This window comes from Gordonia sp. X0973 (assembly GCF_013348785.1).
Classification (GTDB): Bacteria; Actinomycetota; Actinomycetes; order Mycobacteriales; family Mycobacteriaceae; genus Gordonia.
In genome coordinates, this window is record NZ_CP054691.1 from 3,289,352 (window position 1) to 3,308,329 (window position 18,978).

The window sequence follows — 18,978 nt, forward strand, 5'->3', positions numbered from 1 at the left end:
CGGGCTGCTGGTCCACCGGGGGGATGGTCGTGGGAGCGGTCACCGCAGTGCCTCCGCTATCGGTCCCAGCGCCAGCGCGGGGAGGAAGGTGAGTCCGGCGACCAGGACGACGGTGCCGGTCAGTAGCACCCCGTACAAGAGGCCGTGCGTGGGGAGCAGCCCGCGCTCGGGGTCGGTCGTCGCTTCGTCGCCGACGTGTTGCGCGTCGACGGCTTCGGCGGTCTCGCGGGGAGCCTGGCGGGCCAGGAGTCCGGCGAGTGCCAGGACCAGGACGATCGGCAGGAATCGGCCGACGAACATGGCCACCGCCAGGGAGACCTGGAACCAGTCACTCGTGGCCGTGAGCCCGCCGAAGGCGCTGCCGTTGTTGTTCGCCGCCGAGGCATAGGCGTAGATGATCTCGGTGAGGCCGTGGTTGGCGCCGGCACTGCCCGGCGGACCGCCGTTGAGCAGGAAGCCCGACGTCGACGACCCGACGGCACTGATCGCCACCCCGCTCAGCACCAGGGCGGGCATCGTCAGCAGATACAACGCGACGAGCATCATCTCGCGCTGGCCGATCTTCTTGCCGCCGAACTCCGGCGTCCGCCCGACCATCAGGCCACCGACGAACACCGTGGTGATCGCGACCACGAGGATTCCGTAGAGCCCGGAACCGGTGCCGCCCGGAGCGATCTCGCCGAGCAGCATGTTCCACAGCAGCACACCACCCGAGCCGGGCGCCAGGCTGTCGTGTGCGGCGTTGACCGCGCCGGTCGACGTGCCGGTCGTCGAGACGCCGAACAGGATCGACCCGGGTACGCCGAAGCGGGTCTCGATTCCTTCCAGCCCGCTCTGGCGCGACTGCAGGTACCAGGCGAGGGCCAACATCCCGGCCCACAGGGTGGTCATCACCCCCAGCAGGGTCAGGCCCTGCCTGCGGTCGCCGACCATCGTCCCGTAGGTGCGGGTCAGGCAGACCGGGATGAGCAGCATCGCTGCTATCTCGAGCACGTTCGTGAACGGCGTCGGGTTGGAGAAGGGATGCGCCGAGTTGGCCGCGAAGGTGCCGCCGCCGTTGGTGCCGAGCATCTTGATCGCTTCCTGCGATGCGAACGGCCCGATCGGGCTGTGCGCCCTGGTCCCGTCCAGCAGCGTGTAGTCGACGCCGGTCCGCCACGATTGGACCGCGCCCGCCGCGATGAGCGCGACGGCGACGACCAGGGAGATCGGCAGCAGGATGCGGACCGTGCCGCGTACGAGGTCGACCCAGAAGTTGCCCAGCTCGCCGTTGCCCGCACGGGCGGCGATGCCGCGCACGAGCGCGATCGCCACGGCCATGCCGACGGCCGCCGACACGAAGTTCTGCACCGCCAGCCCGAGCATCTGGACCAGATTGCTCATCACCAGTTCCGGCGAATAGGACTGCCAGTTGGTGTTGGTGACGAAGGAGACCGCGGTGTTGAGGGCCATCGTCGGCGACATCCCCGGCTTCCCGTCGGCCCAGGGCAGATGACCCTGGACCCGCATCAGGAGGTAGAGCCCGAGGATCGACACCGTCGAGAAGGCGAGCACGCCGGTCGCGTAGGCGCGCCAGCTCTGGCCAGCGCGCGAGTCGATACCGCCGACCCGGTAGACGAGCCGCTCGACGGCGAGATCGCGGCCGCTGCGGTACACCCTCGCCATGTAGTCGCCGAGCGGTACGTACAGCAGCGCGATTACGCCGAGGACCAGTGCCACCTGCAGCAGTCCGCTCCACAGATCCGACACGTCAGAACCTCTCGGGGTCGATCAGGGCGACGAGCAGATAGCCCGCGACCAATGCGGCCACGACGAGGAGCCCGACGGTTACCGCGCCGTCGACGGTCATCGATCCGTCTTCGCGCCGAGCGCGTACACCGCGACCATGCATACCGCCACCAAGGCCGCCACGATCGCCATCATCGCCAGATCCGCCATCAGCCCTCCATCGCCGAAACGGGCGCAATTCGCCCACCCCGACGATGCGCCGGCGGTGCCGCCGGATTCGAGCGCCTTAACGCGATTCATACGGCCCGGCACGGAGTCTTGACGCAAACATGCCGAGCCATCGAAACCCAACACAACGAGACAAACCCAGCACCGTTGAGGTGCTGGGTTCGTCCGATACCGCGGGGTTTACTGTTCGACGACCTCCGCTTCGACGCCGGCCTGCACGGTGAGCGACTCACCGTCGCCGGCCACGTCGACGAGCACGGTGTCGCCGTCGCGGATCTCCCCGGCCAGCAGCGCCTTGGCGAGCTGGTCGCCGATGGCCTGTTGCACCAGGCGTCGCAACGGCCGGGCACCGTAGAGCGGGTCGAAGCCTCGCTCGGCCAGCCATTCCTTGGCCTTGGGCGTGACGTCGAGCGTCAGGCGCCGCGCCTCCAAGCGCTTGTTCAGGCTCTTCAGCGCGATGTCGACGATCGTCACCAGTTCCTCGGGGCTCAGCGCGTGGAAGATCAGCACCGCGTCGAGGCGGTTGATGAACTCCGGCTTGAACGCCGTGCGGACCGCCGCCATCACCTGCTCCTCGTCGCCACCGGCGCCGAGGTTCGACGTCAGGATGAGGATGGTGTTGCGGAAGTCGACCGTGCGGCCCTGGCCATCGGTCAGCCGCCCCTCGTCGAGGACCTGCAACAGCACGTCGAAGACGTCCGGGTGGGCCTTCTCCACCTCGTCGAAGAGGATGACGGAGTAGGGCCGACGGCGCACCGCCTCGGTGAGCTGACCGCCGGATTCGTACCCGACGTATCCGGGGGGCGCACCGACGAGACGGGCGACGCTGTGCTTCTCGCCGTATTCGCTCATGTCGATGCGGACCATCGCCCGCTCGTCGTCGAAGAGGAATTCGGCGAGCGCCTTGGCCAGCTCGGTCTTGCCGACGCCGGTCGGGCCGAGGAAGAGGAAGGAGCCCAGCGGCCGGTTCGGGTCGGCGACGCCGGCCCGCGCGCGGCGCACCGCGTCGGAGACGGCCTGCACCGCGTCGGATTGGCCGACGACCCGCTTGCCGAGTTCGTCCTCCATGCGCAGCAGCTTGGCGGTCTCACCCTCCAACATGCGGCCGGCGGGGACGCCGGTCCACGCCGAGACGACCTCGGCGACGTCGTTGGGGCCGACCTCCTCCTGCAGCATCACGTCCTCGTCGGGGTCGGTGCCGGTCTTCTCGATCGCGGCCTCTAACTCCTTCTCCAACGCGGGGATCTGCCCGTAGCGCAGCTCGGCCGCGCGGCCCAGGTCGCCGTCGCGCTCGGCCCGGTCGGCCTCGCCGCGCAGCTGCTCCAGCTTCTCCTTGGAGTCGCGGACCGCGTCGATCGCAGACTTCTCGCTCTGCCACCGGGCGGAGAGCTCGTTGAGCTTCTCCTTCTGGTCGGCCAGCTCGGCGCGCAGCTTCTCCAGCCGTTCCTTCGACGCGGCGTCGGTCTCCTTCTGCAGGGCGACCTCCTCCACTTCGAGGCGGCGGACGGTGCGCTCCACCTCGTCGATCTCGACGGGGCGCGAGTCGATCTCCATGCGCAGTCGCGACGCGGCCTCGTCGACGAGGTCGATCGCCTTGTCCGGCAGGAACCGCGACGTGATGTAGCGATCGCTCAGCGTTGCCGCCGCGACCAGCGCGGAGTCGGTGATGCGGACACCGTGGTGTACCTCGTAGCGGTCCTTGAGGCCGCGCAGGATCCCGATCGTGTCCTCCACCGACGGCTCGCCGACGAACACCTGCTGGAAGCGGCGCTCCAGCGCGGCATCCTTCTCGATGTACTGGCGGTACTCCTCCAGTGTGGTCGCGCCGACCAGGCGCAGCTCGCCGCGGGCCAGCATGGGCTTGATCATGTTGCCCGCGTCCATCGCGGAGTCACCGGTGGCACCGGCGCCGACGATGGTGTGCAGCTCGTCGATGAAGGTGATGATCTGCCCGGCCGACGCTTTGATCTCGTCGAGCACGGCCTTGAGGCGCTCCTCGAATTCGCCGCGGTACTTCGCACCGGCGACCATCGCACCGAGGTCGAGGCTGACCAGGGTCTTGTCGCGCAGCGACTCGGGCACGTCGCCCTCGACGATGCGCTGGGCCAGGCCCTCCACGACGGCGGTCTTGCCGACGCCGGGCTCGCCGATCAGCACCGGGTTGTTCTTGGTGCGCCGGCTGAGCACCTGCACGACGCGGCGGATCTCCGAGTCGCGGCCGATCACCGGGTCGAGCTTGCCCTCGCGGGCGGCGGCGGTCAGGTCGGTGGAGTACTTCTCCAGCGCCTGATAGGTCGACTCCGGGTCCGGACTCGTGACGCGTGCGGTGCCGCGCACGTTGACGAACGCGTCACGCAGCGCATCGGGGGTCGCGCCGTTGTTCTTCAGCAGCTTGGCGGCGTCGGAGTCGCCCTCGGCGAGGCCGACGACCAGATGCTCGGTCGAGACGTACTCGTCGCCGAGTTCGGTGGCGAGTTTCTGCGCGGCGGAGACCGCGGCCACCGACTCGCGCGAGAGCGACGGGGGCGCGCTTTGGCTCGCCACCGTCGGATACCGGTCGATCAGCTCTTTGGCCTGGCGCCGGATGTGGGACGGATCGGTGCCGACCGCCTTGAGCAGTGGCGACGCGATCCCGTCGGTTTGTTCCAGAAGGGCCACCAGGATGTGCGCGGGCCGCACGTCGGAGTTGCCGGCGGCCGCCGCGTCCTGGACGGCGGCCTGCAGTGCGGCCTGGGCCTTCGTGGTCGGGTTGAAGCTGTCCACTTCGTTGCTACCTCTCGTCAGACCTGCGGATTCACACCCGCGGTAAAGTTTAGTCCTTCGGACTCAATGTGGTCCGTCGAAAGGTGCAACCTGAAGTTAGTTGAGTCTATTCCGCTCAATTCTGTCGAGTTTCCAACCCGCGGATCGCGTCACTCGTGGACGATGATCCCGCGGATGATCTTGCCGTCGCGCAGGTCCTGGTAGCCCTGATTGACCTCGTCGAGCGTGTACCGCTTGGTGATCAGCTCGTCGAGCTTGTACTTGCCCTCGTGGTACATCCGCAGGATCTTGACGATGTCGTACTGGGAGTTACTCGACCCGAACTGGGAGCCGCGGATGACCTTCTCGCTGCGGACCAGCTGGGCGCTGGGGATCTGGATGGTCAACTCGTCGGGATGCGCCTGCGAGGTGATCACCAGGGTTCCGGTCTTCCCGATGACGTCGAAGGCCTGACGGATGACCTTGTCGTCGGCGACGCTGACGGTGACCAGCGCCTGGTCGGCACCCTCTCCCCAGGTCAGCTCGTTGACCTTGGCGGCCGCCTCCTCCGCGTCGGCGAAGGCGTGGGTGGCGCCCAGGCTCAGCGCCGTCTCCCGCTTGAACTCGAGCGGGTCGACCACGACGACGTACTTGGCGCCGGCCATCGCCGCGCCCTGGACCGCATTGATGCCGATCCCGCCGACGCCGTAGATGACGACCGCGTCACCCACCCGGATGTCTCCGGTGCGCACCGCGGTGCCGAATCCGGTGGGCACGCCGCACCCGACCAGCGCGGCCGGCTCCAACGAGATCCACGGATCGACCTTCACGACCGATTCCTCGGGAACGGTGGCCCGCTCGGAGAAGGTGCCGAGCATGCAGAGCGCGCCGTAGTCCACGCCGTCGCGGTGGAAGCGGAAGGAGCCGTCGGGGAGGTTGCCCGCCATGAGATGGGCGCTCAGGTTGCAGAGGCTGGCATGCCCGGTCACACAGTAACGGCACTTCCCGCAGCTGGGGACGAAGCTGCCGACGACGTGGTCGCCCACTTCGACGCTCCGCACGGCCGAACCCACCTTCTCCACGATCGCCGCCCCCTCGTGGCCGGCGATGATCGGGAAGCGCGGAATGATGAAGCCGTCGATCAGGTGCAGGTCGGAGTGACAGAGCCCCGATGCGACGTATTTGATGTGGACCTCGTGCGGCCCCGGTTCGTCGACGTCGAGTTCGACGATCTCGAACTCCTTCGCCCCCTCGTTCAGCACGGCCGCCCTGGTCGTCATACCCATCTGCCCGGTCTCCTTCTACGTACGAAAGTTTTTACGTATTACGCATAATATACTTTCGATACTCACGGGCGGGCGGTTTTCGCAGAGCAGGTCAACGGGAGTGAGTCCGGGCGGGTTCTCCCGCCCGGACCCCGGTCGTCGCGGCTACCGGACGGAGATCACGGTCGAACAGGTCGGCGCCGGGATGGACCACAGCGCGTTGCTGTTCACCGCGGTGAGCACCAGTCGGACCGGACCACGGCCGAGCTGCCTGGTCGGGATGGTGATCTGGTGGGTTCCGGTGTACGGCGGCGAGACGTTCCGATTGGAGATCCGCATGCCGCGCTGCCCGGTGTGCAGGTTGCGGAAGTCCAGCCGCATGCGCGAGTGGTAGCCGACGCCCACCCACAGGCTGTTGAACTCGGTGGTCAGGTACGTGTTGCCCGCGTACTCGGACACGATGACGCGAGTCGGGTTGTACGGCAGATCGACGATGTTCGGGCTGGGGGCGGTGCAGTTGGTCAACGGATAGACGCGAGCCGCGTTCGCCGCACCCGACCCGACGGCGACCGCGGCCGCCGCGGTGCCGACCGCCAGCGCCGCCGCACCGATTCGTGTGCGAATACTGCGTGTATTCATGCTGAGCCTCCCTGGCTGGTTCAAATAGTGACGATTCGGACTCTACGAGGCCGTTTGTCCGATTTGAACCCCTGCCAAGGAGGGCACAGCACGTTCACAGCGCTCGTTACCCTCCGCGCGGTGGAGGACTCAGACGAAGGGGTGCGCGGAGAAACGGCCCCACATCACGAACAGCGAGAGGGCCAGCAGCAGGATGTTGACGCCGATCAGCGGCCACTCCTTGCGGCGGGCGTGGACGACGATCGCACCGAGCATCACGACCGCGAGCCCGGTCGCCGCCCAGGCGACCAACCCGGGCGCGATGTGGGTCCAGGCGGGCAGCACGAGACCGATCGCACCGAGCACTTCGACGAGTCCGATGGCCTTGATCGCGCCGGGGTCGACGTCGCGCGCCCATCCCATCCCCGAGTCCACCAGCTTCTCGCGCCGCTGGGTCAACTTGGCCGCCCCGGCACCCAGGAAGATCAGGGCGAGCACGATGGTGACGATCCACAAGACGGTATTCATGGTGATCCTCCTCTTGATGGCCGACGCGGCCCCGGACGGGACCGCGGTCCGTTTCGTTCAAGTGTGACATGCGGCACGTTTTCTTGGGAACTTCCCAGGACGCATCCGTGGTTCGACCGACCCCGCGGCGCTAGCGTCGAGTCATGTCACACTCGATTTCGCCGACTTTCCGCGTCGCCGCCACGACCCTGGCGGTGGCGATCGCGATCATCGCGCCGGTCACCGCCGTGGCATCGGCGGCCCCTCCTCAGCTGGGCCAGCCGTGTGCCGGTGCCGAGATCGGCCGCAAGGTGGTCGACGACCAGGGGCGCACCATCATGTGCAACAACTACCGCTGGCAGCTCTACACCGGGCAGCGGCCGTCGCACCCGTGGGCCGACGACCAGCGCTGAGCACGCCTACCTGGAGAACTCCGTCGCCCATTCGTCGACAACCCGCCCGTCGGCGTCGACGACGGTGATCAGCGGCCAGCGGTCGAAGGCGCCGCACGGGTGGGACACCCCGAAGTCGACGAGGTCGCCGATCGTCACGTCCCCCTCGGCGCGCAGCACCGCGTGGTGGTCGTAGAGCGCCTCCACACTCCCGCTCAGCACCTTGCCGCGGCGCCCGTGCGGATCCCAAGCACCGATCACCGACGGCAGATCCGCGTCATGCGGCATATCCCGCTTCCCCGCCCCGACGACCAGCAGCCCGGGCTCCGGCACCGAGAGCACCTCCCCACGCACCGTCACCGCCGCCGCCAATCCGGGCACCGGACAGAGCCGGCGATACATCCCGTGGTCGTGGACCACGTAGCACCCGGACCGCACGATCACCTGGGCGCCGGGCACGGCGCGCACCGGCCCGACAGCCGCGACGACCCGGTCGGGGAAGGCCGACCCGCCCGCGGTGAACACCGGGGCCCCGGTCTCGAAGCCGCTGACGAGTTCGACGAAGGCCGCGACCGCCAGCGCGCAGTGGTCGTCGACCAGGCGCAGGGTCTGATCGTCGCGACTGGCCGGCACCACCCCCTCGTAGGCGGATACCCCGATCAGCCGCAGACCGCGGGCGGAGTGGACCAATCCCGCCACCTCGGCGGCCGCCGCGAGGTCGCGGACTCCCGACCGTCCGCCCGGCCGACCGACGTCGAGCAGGATGTCGAGTACGACGCCGGTCTCCCGCGCCGCGTCGTCGGCCGCCGCCACGCCGACCGCGGAATCGACCAGCAGCATGATCTGCGCGTCGCCGGTCAATCGGCAGATGCGCCGCAGCTCGCCCGCGTCGACCACCTCGTTGGCGATCAGAATCCGCCGACATCCCCACGATGCGGCCGTCGCGGCCTGCGCGGGCGTGGCCACTGTGACACCGGTGGCCCCGGCGGCGAGCTGCCTGCTGACGATCGGCTGGCACATCGTCGTCTTGATGTGGGGCCAGTGCCCGACCCCGGCCTGACCGCTCCACGCCGCCATCGCGGCCAGATTCGACTCGAGTCGCGGAAGGCTCAGGCGCAGCTGCGGATAGCTCGTCACGCGGCCCAGTCTGTCATCCGCGCGACGAGGGCGATCCACGGTTCCCCGCAAGAGATTCACCGCCGACCTATGCATGACTCGATATATATGCAACAATGCATATGTGGCGCCGTCCAAGCGCGGACGCCACCCATCGACACGATTACCGAAAGGCGAACAACCATGACCGAGCACATCGAGCACACCGGCCACGACCACCAGCACGGCCAGGGCTGCGGCCACGTCGCCGTCCCCCACGGCGACCACGTCGACTACGCCCACGACGGCCACCTGCACCGTGAGCACGACGGCCACTTCGACGAGTGCGAGGCCGCCGACCACGTCGAGCACACCAACCACGATCACCAGCACGGCGAAGGCTGCGGCCACGTCGCCGTCCCCCACGGCGACCACGTCGACTACATCCACGACGGGCACCGCCACGCCGCGCACGCCGGGCACTACGACGACCACTGACCCGTCTCACGGGCGGTGCGTGCGCGCGGTGGAAATCCACCGCGCGCACTTTTTTGCCCTCTTCTGTGCTCTGTGCACATAACGGCCGATGAAGTTCAGCGGCGCAGACCGTAGAAACGTGCAAAACGTCGCCCTAGTGTTATGCATCACACACAGCCATTGGAGTGATGCACAGCATGTCCGACATCGGTTACTTCGCCTGGAATCTCGTCGACCGCGGCGACGCGCCCTGCGTCCGCGACGACAACACGGAGCTCGGCTACGCCGCGTACGCCGAGCGCATCGACATCCTGGCGGCCCAGTTCGCCAAACTCGGCGTCACCCGCGGCTCGGTCGTCGCCGCGTGGCTGCCCAACCGCGTCGAACTCCTGATCGCGTTGGAGGCCGCCTGGCGCCTCGGTGCGACCGCCACCCCGGTCAACCCCCAGTTCCTCCTGCCGGAGGCGAAGCGCCAGATCGACGACTGCGACGCCGTTCTGGTCGTCGCCGAGAAGGACGAGCCGGGGCTCGGCCGGCCGATCCTGCTCGTCGATGATTTCGCCACCACCCTCGACGACTCGTGGCGCCCGCCCGCCGAACCCGCCCCCGACGACATCGCACTGCTGATCTACACCTCCGGCTCCACCGGTGTCCCCAAGGGCGTCGAACTCGCCCACGCCAACCTGCAGTACATGGGCACCGCCATCGGGCAGAACGCCGACCTCTCGGCGAGCGACCACGCGCTGCTCATCCTGCCGCTGTTCCACGTGAACGCGATCGCCGTCAGTTTCATCGCACCGGTGTTGGTCGGCGGGCAGCTCACCGTCACCGGGCACTTCTCGGTCACCCGCTTCTTCGCCGACGTCGCGCGGCTGCGCCCGACGTACTTCTCGGCCGTCCCGACCATCTACGCGATGCTCGTCTCGAAGATGCCCGACGACGCCGACCTGTCGTCGCTGCGATTCGCCATCTGCGGCGCCGCGCCGATCTCCCGCGAGCTACTCGTGAAGGTCGAGGGGGCGCTGGGCATCCCCATCCTCGAGGGCTACGGCCTCACCGAGGGGACCTGCGCCTCGGCGTGCAACCCGCTCAACGGCAAGCGCAAGGTCGGCACCGTCGGGCCCGCCCTGGCCGGGCAGACGATCGCGATCGCCGACCACGACGGCAACCATCTGCCCCCGGGGGAGTCCGGCGAAGTCATCATCTCCGGGCCGAGCGTCATGCGCGGCTACCTCAACCTGCCCGACGCGACCGCGGCGACGATCAAGGACGGATGGCTCTACACCGGCGACGTCGGCAAGCTCGACGAGGACGGCTACCTGACCCTCGTCGACCGCGTCAAGGACATGATCATCCGCGGCGGCGAGAACATCTACCCCAAAGAGATCGAGAACGCGCTGGCCGAGCACCCCGCCGTCCTCGAAGCGGCCGTCGTCGGCCGCCCCGACGACGTCTACGGCGAGGTCCCCGTCGGCTACGTCGTCCCCTATCCCGACGCCGAGGTCACCGGCGAGGAATTGCTCGAGCACCTCTCGAGCCGACTGACCCGGGTCAAGCTCCCGGTCTCGGTCACCGTTGTCGACGCCTTGCCCCGCAATCCCGTGGGCAAGATCGACAAACCCACATTGCGGGTCCAGGCCAAGGCAACCCCCTGATCGGCACATCCCCCGGCCCGTCGGGCCGAAACCACCCGCACGAATCAAATCCCCCGGAGTAGAGGAGTACACCGCCATGGGATTCAAAGAGGGCGTCATGCCCGAAGTCGATCCGGCCACCTTCATGGACAAGCCATACCTGGATCGCATCAAGATCACGTCCCGATTCTGGGTCGAGAACGGCTTCGGCACGCCGAAGATGCTGCCGACGATCTACGTCGTCAAGGTCGTCGTGCTGTACCTCGTCGTCGGCATCGCGATCGCGACCCTCACCAGCGGGCTCAACCCGCTGCACCCGTCGCAGTGGTGGAACCAGCCGATCTTCTACCAGAAGGCCATCATGTGGACGGTCTTCCTGGAGACGCTGGGCCTCGCCGGATCGTGGGGGCCGCTGGCCGGCCACTTCGCCCCGATGACGGCCGGCTTCAAGACGTGGTTGCGCCCGGAGACCATCCGGCTCCCACCATGGCCGGGCAAGGTCCCCGGCACCGCGGGTGACCGGCGCACGGTCTTCGACGTGGCGGTCTACGCGCTGGTACTCGTCTCCGCTCTCGTGACGCTGTTCGCGCCCCGGGTCGACGCCACCGGATTCCCCGGCGGCCAGAAGGTCGCCGAGCATCTGGGCCAGACCAACGTGTACCTGGTCAACCCGTGGTTGTTCCTCCCGGTGCTGGTGTTCCTGGTCATCCTCGGCCTGCGCGACAAGGTCGCCTTCCTGGCCGCTCGCCCGGAGCAGTACATGCCCGCGATGGTCTTCGGACTACTCGCGCCGGCGATGGGCGTGGTCACCATGCTCGTCTGCCTCAAGCTGCTGATCACGGTGGTCTGGGTCGGTGCCGGCATCTCGAAGATCGGCAAGCACTTCGGCAAGGTCGTTCCGCCGATGATGTCGAACACCCCGATCCTGCCGGGCAAGGCCACCCGCCGGCTGTTCTACCGGAACTTCCCGGAAGACCTGCAACCGTCGGGGTTGGCGCACTTCTTCGCCCACGGCCTCGGCACCGTTGTGGAGATCGGCTTCCCGCTGATCCTGCTGCTGGTCGGCACGCCGTGGTGGCTGGTCGTCGTCGCCGTCATCATGATGATCGGTCTGCACGCCGTGATCTTCTCGACCTTCCCCCTGGCCGTTCCGCTGGAGTGGAACGTGCTGTTCGCCTTCGCCGTGGTCTTCCTGTACCTCGGCTGGCCCAACAAGGACGGCTTCGGCTTCATCGGCTCGGATTACGCGTGGACGGTCCCCGTCCTGATCGCCCTGGTGATCTTCCCGATCCTGGGCAATCTGCGGCCCGACTGGGTCTCCTTCCTGCCGTCGATGCGGCAGTACGCCGGCAACTGGGCCTCGGCCCAGTGGGCGATCAAGCCGGAGGCGGAGAAGAAGCTCGAGGAGCACATCGTGCGCTCGCAGCCGAACATCATCACCCAGTTGCAGAAGGCCGGGTATCCCGAGGATGTGGCGGAGGTCGTCCTGTCCATGACCACCGGCTGGCGCTCGTTGCACAGCCAGGGTCCCGGGCTCATGTCGATCATGCGCAACTACCTCGGCGAGGAGAAGTTCAACACCTACCGGATGCGCGAGGCCGAGTTCGCCTGTAACTCCATCATCGCGTTCAACTTCGGTGAGGGACATTTCCACAACGAGGATCTGATCCGCGCGATTCAGCGCCGATGCAACTTCGAACCCGGAGAGTTCCTGGTGGCATGGGTAGAATCCCAGCCAATCCACAAGAACTACCAGGAGTGGAAGTTGATCGACGCGGCCCTCGGTGTGGTCGAGCGCGGTACCTACAAGGTTGCGGACTCGGCTGATACCCAGCCGTGGCTGCCGAACGGGCCGATTCCGCTCGAGTACACCTGGCGAAGTGACAGCGCTACCCCCGCTGGAGCTTCTCGGTGACGACGGCAGTCGTGGTCGGCGGCGGGCCCAACGGGCTCGCCGCCGCCCTGCATCTCGCCAGGCATGGCGTCTCGGTCACCATCCTGGAGGCCGAGTCGACGGTCGGTGGCGGCGCCCGCTCGGGCGAGGCCGGATACCCGGGGTTGATCAACGACTACTGCTCGGCGGTCCACCCGCTCGGCGTCGGCTCGCCGTTCTGGAAGACGGTCGACCTCGAGCGCTACGGTCTCGGCTGGTGCTGGCCCGAGGTCGACTGCGCGCATCCCCTCGATGACGGCCGGGCCGGCGTGCTCTACCAGTCCGTCGACGAAACCGCCGCGGGCATGGGTGTCGACGGCAAGCGGTGGAAGCGCCTCGTCGGCGACCTCGCCGAACATTTCGATGATCTCGCCGCGGACCTCCTCGGCCCGGTCATCGGCATCCCGAGCCACCCGTTCCGTCTCGCGTCCTTCGGCCCGCGGGCACTGCTCTCGGCGCAGCTGGTCTCGAAGTACCTCAAGACCGACACCACCCGCGCCGTCTTCGGCGGCGCCGCCGCGCACGCCTTCACCCGGCTGGACCGCCCGCTGACGGCATCGCTCGGTCTGATGATGCTGGCCGGCGGACACCGCTACGGGTGGGTCGTCGCCCGCGGCGGGTCCGGGTCCATCACCCGGGCCCTGGTCGACGCGCTGGGCGACTACGACGTCACCATCGCGACCGACACCTTCGTGCGCAGTCGGGCCGACATCCCCGACGCCGACACCGTCATGCTCGACATCACGCCCGCGCAGGTCCTGCGCCTCTACGACGACGACCTGCCCGGACGCGTCGCCCGCGCCTACCGGAGATTCCGGGTCGGCTCGGCCGCGTTCAAGGTCGACTTCGCTATCGAGGGCGACATCCCGTGGACCAACCCCGATTGCCGGCGGGCGGGCACCGTCCACCTCGGCGGGACCTTCGAGGAGATTGCCGCGACCGAGCGCGCCCGCATCGAGGGCACCATGTCGGAGCGGCCGTTCGTCCTCGTCGGGCAGCAGTATCTGGCCGACCCGTCCCGGTCGAGCGGGAACATCAACCCGATCTGGTCGTATGCCCACGTCCCGCCCGGATACGACGGCGATGCCACCGAACTGGTCGTCAACCAGATCGAGCGGTTCGCCCCCGGATTCCGCGACACGATCGTGCACACCCAATCGCGCGGCACGGCCGCCCTGCAGGCGTACAACCCGAACTACGCCGCGGGCGACATCATCGGCGGTGCGAACGACGGATTGCAGATGGTGCTGCGGCCGAGATTCGGTATCGACCCGTACGCGACGGGAATCGACGGGGTGTACCTTTGCTCACAGTCGACCCCACCAGGCGCGGGTATCCACGGGATGTGCGGGTTCAACGCCGCACAGCGAGCCCTGCACCACCTGCGCATCCCGACGCAGTTGGACTGAATTTGCCGATCACCCCGCGCCAGCCACCGCCCGCCTCAGCCGAGGCCGTGGCGGTGATCGGCCAGATCGCGGCCCAGCTGCAGAAGCGATCCGACGAACTCACCGACGGTCTCTCGGCGGTGATGGCCCGCGACATCGAGGGCCTCGACGACGATCCCGTCCTCCTCGAGGCGCTCTGGGACAGCGTCGAGTCGAATGTCTCGACGATCCTCTACGGTCTGGCCAACAACGTGCCGATCAGTCATCTGCAGCCGCCGTCGGCCGCCGTCGAATACGCCCGGCGCCTCGCCCAGCGCGGCGTCTCGCCGAACTCTCTGGTGCGCGCCTACCACGTCGGCCAGCACGATTTCCTCAACGAGTTCTTCCCGATCGTCGACTCGATGGGCTATTCGCGCGAACTCACCCTGGAAGTCCTCCGATACAGCTCCGACCTGGTCTTCGCCTATATCGACTGGATCACGATCTACGTCTTCGACGTCTACGAGCAGGAGCGCAACCTGTGGCTGGGCGCTGCCGGCAACATCCGCTCCGCACTCATCCACGGCCTGCTGCAGGAATCCGGCAACGACGGCGCGGCATTCGAGGCCCAGACCCGGTATCGCCTCGACCAGTACCACGTGGCCGCGGTCATCTGGTCCGACGCCGAGCGTCCGCTCACGCCCGCCTCGATGGAAACGGCGGCCACCGGCCTGGCGCGCGCCATCGGGGCGTCGCGCGACATCGTCTCCACCGCCGTCGACCGCGAGACGCTCTGGGCGTGGATCCCGCTCGGCGACCATCCACCCCGACTGGAAAGCGCCGTCCTGGGCAGCACGCTCAAACTGCCCCCGTCGCTACGGATCTGCCTCGGCCTGCCCGCGCCGGGCCTGAGCGGCTTCCGCCGCACGCACGAACAGGCCATCGCGGCCTACGAGGTCGTCTCGATGCCGCACGGGCCGCGCGGCCCGGTGGTCGGATTCGGCGACCGCGGCATCGCCGTCACCTCGCTGCTGGCCGCCAACCTGGACTCCACCCGGGCCTGGGTGGGCGAGGTGCTCGGGTCGCTGGCCGACGACACCGACAACGCCGCCGTCCTGCGCGAGACCCTGCGGACCTTCTTCGCCACCGGGGAGAGCCACCTGCACACAGCCGAGCAGTTGAACCTGCACCGCAACACCGTGAAATACCGGGTCGACAAGGCCCTGGCCGGCCAGCGCAACCGTCACGACCGTCTGGACATGGCGCTGGCGTTGCAGGTCTGCGAATTCCTCGGCCCGACGGTCCTGCGCCCGGTCGCCCGGAAGTAGGCGCGGGTCAGGGCAGCCGACCCGCCTGTTTCAACGCCAGCCGCAGCGCGTATTCGAGCTGGCCGTTGATGCTGCGCAGATCGTCGGCCGCCCACTTGGCGATCGCCGCGTGGACGGCCGGGTCGAGGCGCAGCAAGACCTTCTTCGACTCCGGCTTCCCCGCTGCGCCGACCATCAGGAGTAGAGCGATCCCACGTTGACCACGGGCTGGGTGGCCCGGTCGGCGCACAGCACGGTCAACAGGTTGGACACCATCGTCGCCCGCCGCTCGCCGTCGAGATCGACGATCCCCTGTGCCGACAAGCCGTCGAGCGCCAGCCCGACCATGCCGACCGCACCCTCGACGATCTGCTGTCGGGCGGCGACGACCTGGGCGGCCTGCTGGCGCACCAGCATCGCCTGGGCGATCTCCGGGGCGTAGGCGAGGTGGGTGATCCGTGCCTCGACGACCTCCACACCGGCCAGCCCGGTGCGCTCGGCGAGCTCGGCGGTCAGCTCCTCGGCCACCAGCGCACCGTCGCGCAGGGAGGTCCGGTCGGCGTCGTGGGCGTCGTAGGGATGGGTGGTGGCGAGATGCCGGACCGCCGCCTCGGACTGGGTCTCGACGTACTCCTCGTAATCGTCGACGGCGAAGGCGGCCTGGTAGCTGTCGACCACCCGGTAGACGACGACCGCGGCGATCTCGACCGGATTGCCGTCGGCGTCGTTCACCTTCAAGCGCTGGGTCTCGAAGTTGCGGACGCGCAGCGTGATCGACCGGCGCACCGAGAGCGGGAGCACCCAGTGGAACCCGGGATCGCTCACCGATCCCGCGTACCGGCCGAAGAACTGCACCACCCGGGCCTCGTTGGGGTCGACCACCGTCAACCCGCTCAGGCAGGTGAAGGCGACGATGACGCCGAGTACGCCGACCACCGCCGCTGCGATGGCGCCGGCGCCGCTGCCGGTCAACCCGTACAGCGCGAGCACGCCGAAGCCGATGAGCAGGCCGAGGATGACCACGAGTGCGACAAAGCCGTTGGTGCGAAAAGCCCTTCTCAACATCCCAGCCTCCATATCGTAGTGATATCACCACACTAGCACTCCGTGGAGACGCCGACCATCGGCCCCGGTCGGGCGTAGTATTCGACGACCAGCCCTGGAATCCTGCGTTCGCCGAGGAGGACACCACCCGTGGCCGACGACGAGACCCGCATCGTCCTGACCCACCTGCGCACCTCCCTCAACGCCGACCCCGCGCGTTTCGCCAACAACTTCTTCGCCCGCCTGTTCAGCCTCGACCCGTCGATCCGCGACCTGTTCCCACCTTCGCTGGCACATCTGCGCAACGCCTTCCCCCGCGTCGTCGACCACGTCCTCGACGGGGCGCTGGCGCCCACCGGACACGGCGCCCTCGTCGAATTGCTCGCCCAGCTCGGGCGCGACCACCGCAAGTACGGGGTGCTGCCGCAGCACTACGAGCTGGCCGGCCGGGCGCTGGAAGCCGAATTCGCCGCCGTGCTCGGATCGTCGCGGACCCCGGCCGCGGCCGCGGCGATCGGTCAGATCGTCGCGACGATCACCGGTGTGATGAGCGGTGCCGCGGCCAAGGAGACCGGCCCGCCGGCGACCCCGGCCCGGGTGGTGCAGAAGTTCCAGATCAGCCGCGAGCACGCCGTGGTGCGCCTCGTCGCCGAGCGTCCGTTGAACTATCTCCCCGGCCAATACGTCGAGGTCTGCATCCCCCAGTGGAGCCGTTCGTGGCGGATGCTCTCGCCGGCGATTCCGGCCAGCCCGACCGGCGAGGTCGAGTTCCACCTCCGCGCCGTCCCCGGCGGGACGGTCAGCCGGTCGATCGTGCTCGAGACGGCCGTCGGCGACGTCTGGTCGATCGCACAGAACCACGGGATGCTGCGCGTCGATCCGAACACCCCGACGACCATGATCGCCGGCGGCACCGGGTTGGCCCCGTTGCGTGCCATCCTCACCGGGCTCGCCGCGAACGTCGACAATCCGCCGATCCACCTCTACTACGGCGCGCGCCATCCGGGCGAGCTCTACGAATTGGCCACCCTGCAGCCGATGTGCGCGATGAGCCCCTGGCTCTCGGTGACCGCGGTGACCGAGGAGCGCGACGACCCCTGGTGGCTCGGCTCCATCGCGTCGCCGACCGATCTGGGATTCCCGCACATGCTCGGGACCCTGGCCGACGCGGTGGTCCACGACGCGGACCGCACGCCCGGTTATTGGGACTCGCGCGACGTGCTGATCGCCGGGTCACCGGCGATGATCGAGACCACCGAGCGCAAACTGCTGATCAACGGCGCCAGCTATCGGCGCATCCACCACGACCCGGTCGGCTGAACGCTAATTCCCGCTCGGCCCCTGCGGCCCCTGCTGTCCCTGACCCTGGCCCTGCTGGGTCTCGGTCTCGGTGATCGTCTCCGTCTCGGTCTCGGTCACCGTGGTGGCCGGTTGCGTGGTCGTCTTGGTGACGGTCTTCGTGTGGGTCGGCGGCGTGACGGTCGTCGTGTGGACCGTGTTGTTGCGCTCGGTCTCGGTGTTGGTCACCGTCGTGGTCTGCGTGGTCACCGACACCGTCGTGACGCCGACGACGCGCTGGGCGGTGCCGGTCGAGAAGAGCACCGCCGCGATCGCCGCGCCAAGGATGACGAAACCGGCCAGAGTGGTGCCGCCGATCAACCACCAGCGCCGACGGGTGCGCTGATCCGACGCGGGCGCCGGGTCGCCGTCCTCGTCGAGCGATACCGTCGCGGCGTCGGTCACGCCCTCGCCGACCGCGTAGTGGTCCGATCCGTAAGGGGCGGAAGAGAATTGGGGTGCCGGCGGCGTGCCGACCGCCTGCGGTACGACCTGATGCGGCACCGCCTCCGGGACGAGCTGATGCCGACCGGTGGAGGGGGCCTGCGCCGCGAATGCACCGGACACCGGTTCATAGGCGGGCCGGGGCTGGCGGGCCAAGCCCGCGGCGGCACCGGCGATGGCGAATTGCGGGCGCGGCGCGATGACGACCGGGCGGCCGAGTGCGCGCTCGAAGGCCGCGTGGACGCCGGGGACCGCCGCACCGGCACCGGTGAAGACGACGTGGGTGATGGATTCGCTGCCCGGGATCGAGGCGATCGCCGACGCCACGGTGGCCGCGCCGGTCGGGTCCAGCACGGCGGTGTGCTGCTCGTGGTCCGGGCTCCAGGAAGCACGTCCGGTGATCGTGCCGGTCTGCGGGTCGACGGTGACGATCGGCATCCCCGACGTTGGGGCGGTGTACTCGTCGAGGTTCACCACCGCCACCGACTTGCTGGTGCCGCCGAGGCTTCCGGTCGCCGGCCCGGCGCTGCCCTCGATCGGCGTCGCATCGGTGCGGGTCAGCTCGACGAGGGCCGAGTCGACGGTGTCGACCGATACCCCGGCAAACCAGACCGGCCGGTCCGGGGCGGGCGCGAAGGCCGCCCGGAGCGCGTCCACCTGGGCCGGGGGCGCGACCAGCCCGATCCGCGACACCTCGAAGGGCGCCGAGGAGACCAGGTCGATGACGGCACCGCCGATGCTCGCGGCCGACTGGTCGTCGACGTCGACGACATGGGTGGCGACGACGGCGTCGCTGTCGTCGCGGACGACCGAAGCGACCTGCCCGTCGACGACCGCGATTCCGATCACATGCGACATT

At 68.6% G+C, this 18,978-nt stretch carries 18 protein-coding genes; 7 read left to right on the plus strand and 11 right to left on the minus strand.

The genetic code is table 11. The features are described 5' to 3' along the window. Positions 1-39 precede the first annotated feature (39 nt). The 7 genes from kdpA to HUN08_RS16280 form a co-directional block, all read right to left on the minus strand. Positions 40-1,749 carry a potassium-transporting ATPase subunit KdpA gene (gene kdpA, locus HUN08_RS18435; RefSeq protein WP_124246946.1) on the minus strand — a complete coding sequence of 570 codons (1,710 nt, stop codon included), beginning with the start codon at positions 1,747-1,749 and terminating at the stop codon, positions 40-42. A 1-nt stretch (position 1,750) separates the two neighbouring features. Further along, a complete protein-coding gene (locus tag HUN08_RS16255) occupies positions 1,751-1,849 on the minus strand; it encodes a potassium-transporting ATPase subunit F (protein ID WP_124246945.1) in 99 nt (32 codons plus the stop codon). Further along, complete coding sequence (locus HUN08_RS16260) at positions 1,846-2,028, minus strand: hypothetical protein (protein ID WP_124246944.1); 183 nt, start codon at positions 2,026-2,028, stop codon at positions 1,846-1,848. Before HUN08_RS16260 ends, HUN08_RS16255 begins: the two co-directional genes overlap by 4 nt. Before the next feature lie 108 nt (positions 2,029-2,136). Next, positions 2,137-4,719, minus strand: coding sequence for an ATP-dependent chaperone ClpB (clpB, locus tag HUN08_RS16265; RefSeq protein ID WP_124246943.1), 2,583 nt, complete (start codon positions 4,717-4,719; stop codon positions 2,137-2,139). Positions 4,720-4,868: 149 nt separating this feature from the next. Further along, a complete protein-coding gene (locus HUN08_RS16270; RefSeq protein WP_124246942.1) occupies positions 4,869-5,978 on the minus strand; it encodes an NDMA-dependent alcohol dehydrogenase in 1,110 nt (369 codons plus the stop codon). A gap of 150 nt (positions 5,979-6,128) precedes the next feature. Next, positions 6,129-6,602, minus strand: coding sequence for a hypothetical protein (locus HUN08_RS16275; protein ID WP_124246941.1), 474 nt, complete (start codon positions 6,600-6,602; stop codon positions 6,129-6,131). Positions 6,603-6,731: 129 nt separating this feature from the next. After that, positions 6,732-7,109, minus strand: coding sequence for a DoxX family protein (locus HUN08_RS16280; RefSeq protein WP_124246940.1), 378 nt, complete (start codon positions 7,107-7,109; stop codon positions 6,732-6,734). 143 nt (positions 7,110-7,252) lie between these two features. Between HUN08_RS16280 and HUN08_RS16285 the strand changes: the two genes are divergently transcribed. Beyond that, positions 7,253-7,501: a hypothetical protein gene (locus tag HUN08_RS16285; protein ID WP_124246939.1), complete on the plus strand. Its 249-nt coding sequence runs from the start codon at positions 7,253-7,255 to the stop codon at positions 7,499-7,501. Between the two features lie 6 nt (positions 7,502-7,507). Here HUN08_RS16285 and HUN08_RS16290 read toward each other — a convergent pair whose 3' ends face one another. Continuing rightward, positions 7,508-8,617: an alanine racemase gene (locus HUN08_RS16290; RefSeq protein ID WP_301546772.1), complete on the minus strand. Its 1,110-nt coding sequence runs from the start codon at positions 8,615-8,617 to the stop codon at positions 7,508-7,510. A 162-nt stretch (positions 8,618-8,779) separates the two neighbouring features. Here HUN08_RS16290 and HUN08_RS16295 point away from each other — a divergent pair, with 162 nt between their 5' ends. The 5 genes from HUN08_RS16295 (at position 8,780) to HUN08_RS16315 (ending at position 15,314) form a co-directional block, all read left to right on the plus strand. Continuing rightward, positions 8,780-9,073 carry a hypothetical protein gene (locus HUN08_RS16295; RefSeq protein WP_124246937.1) on the plus strand — a complete coding sequence of 98 codons (294 nt, stop codon included), beginning with the start codon at positions 8,780-8,782 and terminating at the stop codon, positions 9,071-9,073. 176 nt (positions 9,074-9,249) lie between these two features. Further along, positions 9,250-10,707, plus strand: a complete 1,458-nt coding sequence (locus HUN08_RS16300) for a class I adenylate-forming enzyme family protein (RefSeq protein WP_124246936.1) — start codon at positions 9,250-9,252, stop codon at positions 10,705-10,707. A 76-nt stretch (positions 10,708-10,783) separates the two neighbouring features. Continuing rightward, on the plus strand, positions 10,784-12,601 hold the full coding sequence (locus HUN08_RS16305) for a DUF3556 domain-containing protein (RefSeq protein ID WP_124246935.1): 1,818 nt from the start codon (positions 10,784-10,786) through the stop codon (positions 12,599-12,601). After that, entirely contained in the window at positions 12,598-14,028 is a 1,431-nt protein-coding gene (locus HUN08_RS16310; RefSeq protein ID WP_124246934.1) for an NAD(P)/FAD-dependent oxidoreductase, read from the plus strand. Before HUN08_RS16305 ends, HUN08_RS16310 begins: the two co-directional genes overlap by 4 nt. A 53-nt stretch (positions 14,029-14,081) precedes the next feature. Further along, positions 14,082-15,314 carry a CdaR family transcriptional regulator gene (locus tag HUN08_RS16315; RefSeq protein ID WP_301546773.1) on the plus strand — a complete coding sequence of 411 codons (1,233 nt, stop codon included), beginning with the start codon at positions 14,082-14,084 and terminating at the stop codon, positions 15,312-15,314. 7 nt (positions 15,315-15,321) lie between these two features. On the opposite strand, the gene HUN08_RS16320 is transcribed toward HUN08_RS16315, so the two are convergent. Next, a complete protein-coding gene (locus HUN08_RS16320) occupies positions 15,322-15,489 on the minus strand; it encodes a toxin-antitoxin system HicB family antitoxin (RefSeq protein WP_124246933.1) in 168 nt (55 codons plus the stop codon). Next, positions 15,489-16,358, minus strand: coding sequence for an SPFH domain-containing protein (locus HUN08_RS16325; RefSeq protein ID WP_301546774.1), 870 nt, complete (start codon positions 16,356-16,358; stop codon positions 15,489-15,491). The genes HUN08_RS16320 and HUN08_RS16325 overlap by 1 nt, the downstream gene beginning before the upstream one ends. A gap of 129 nt (positions 16,359-16,487) precedes the next feature. Between HUN08_RS16325 and HUN08_RS16330 the strand changes: the two genes are divergently transcribed. Next, positions 16,488-17,657, plus strand: a complete 1,170-nt coding sequence (locus HUN08_RS16330; protein ID WP_124246931.1) for an FAD-binding oxidoreductase — start codon at positions 16,488-16,490, stop codon at positions 17,655-17,657. Between the two features lie 3 nt (positions 17,658-17,660). Here HUN08_RS16330 and HUN08_RS16335 read toward each other — a convergent pair whose 3' ends face one another. After that, positions 17,661-18,977: a hypothetical protein gene (locus HUN08_RS16335; RefSeq protein ID WP_124246930.1), complete on the minus strand. Its 1,317-nt coding sequence runs from the start codon at positions 18,975-18,977 to the stop codon at positions 17,661-17,663. Between the last annotated feature and the right edge of the window lies 1 nt (position 18,978).

Excerpts from the sequence above, each read along its gene's own strand:
- HUN08_RS16255 (WP_124246945.1), bottom strand. The coding sequence starts at position 1,849 with ATGACCGTCGACGGCGCGGTAACCGTCGGGCTCCTCGTCGTGGCCGCA.
- HUN08_RS16260 (WP_124246944.1), bottom strand. The coding sequence starts at position 2,028 with ATGAATCGCGTTAAGGCGCTCGAATCCGGCGGCACCGCCGGCGCATCG.
- HUN08_RS16270 (WP_124246942.1), bottom strand. The coding sequence starts at position 5,978 with ATGACGACCAGGGCGGCCGTGCTGAACGAGGGGGCGAAGGAGTTCGAG.
- HUN08_RS16275 (WP_124246941.1), bottom strand. The coding sequence starts at position 6,602 with ATGAATACACGCAGTATTCGCACACGAATCGGTGCGGCGGCGCTGGCG.
- HUN08_RS16280 (WP_124246940.1), bottom strand. The coding sequence starts at position 7,109 with ATGAATACCGTCTTGTGGATCGTCACCATCGTGCTCGCCCTGATCTTC.
- HUN08_RS16285 (WP_124246939.1), top strand. The coding sequence starts at position 7,253 with ATGTCACACTCGATTTCGCCGACTTTCCGCGTCGCCGCCACGACCCTG.
- HUN08_RS16295 (WP_124246937.1), top strand. The coding sequence starts at position 8,780 with ATGACCGAGCACATCGAGCACACCGGCCACGACCACCAGCACGGCCAG.
- HUN08_RS16300 (WP_124246936.1), top strand. The coding sequence starts at position 9,250 with ATGTCCGACATCGGTTACTTCGCCTGGAATCTCGTCGACCGCGGCGAC.
- HUN08_RS16305 (WP_124246935.1), top strand. The coding sequence starts at position 10,784 with ATGGGATTCAAAGAGGGCGTCATGCCCGAAGTCGATCCGGCCACCTTC.
- HUN08_RS16320 (WP_124246933.1), bottom strand. The coding sequence starts at position 15,489 with ATGGTCGGCGCAGCGGGGAAGCCGGAGTCGAAGAAGGTCTTGCTGCGC.
- HUN08_RS16325 (WP_301546774.1), bottom strand. The coding sequence starts at position 16,358 with ATGTTGAGAAGGGCTTTTCGCACCAACGGCTTTGTCGCACTCGTGGTC.
- HUN08_RS16335 (WP_124246930.1), bottom strand. The coding sequence starts at position 18,977 with ATGTCGCATGTGATCGGAATCGCGGTCGTCGACGGGCAGGTCGCTTCG.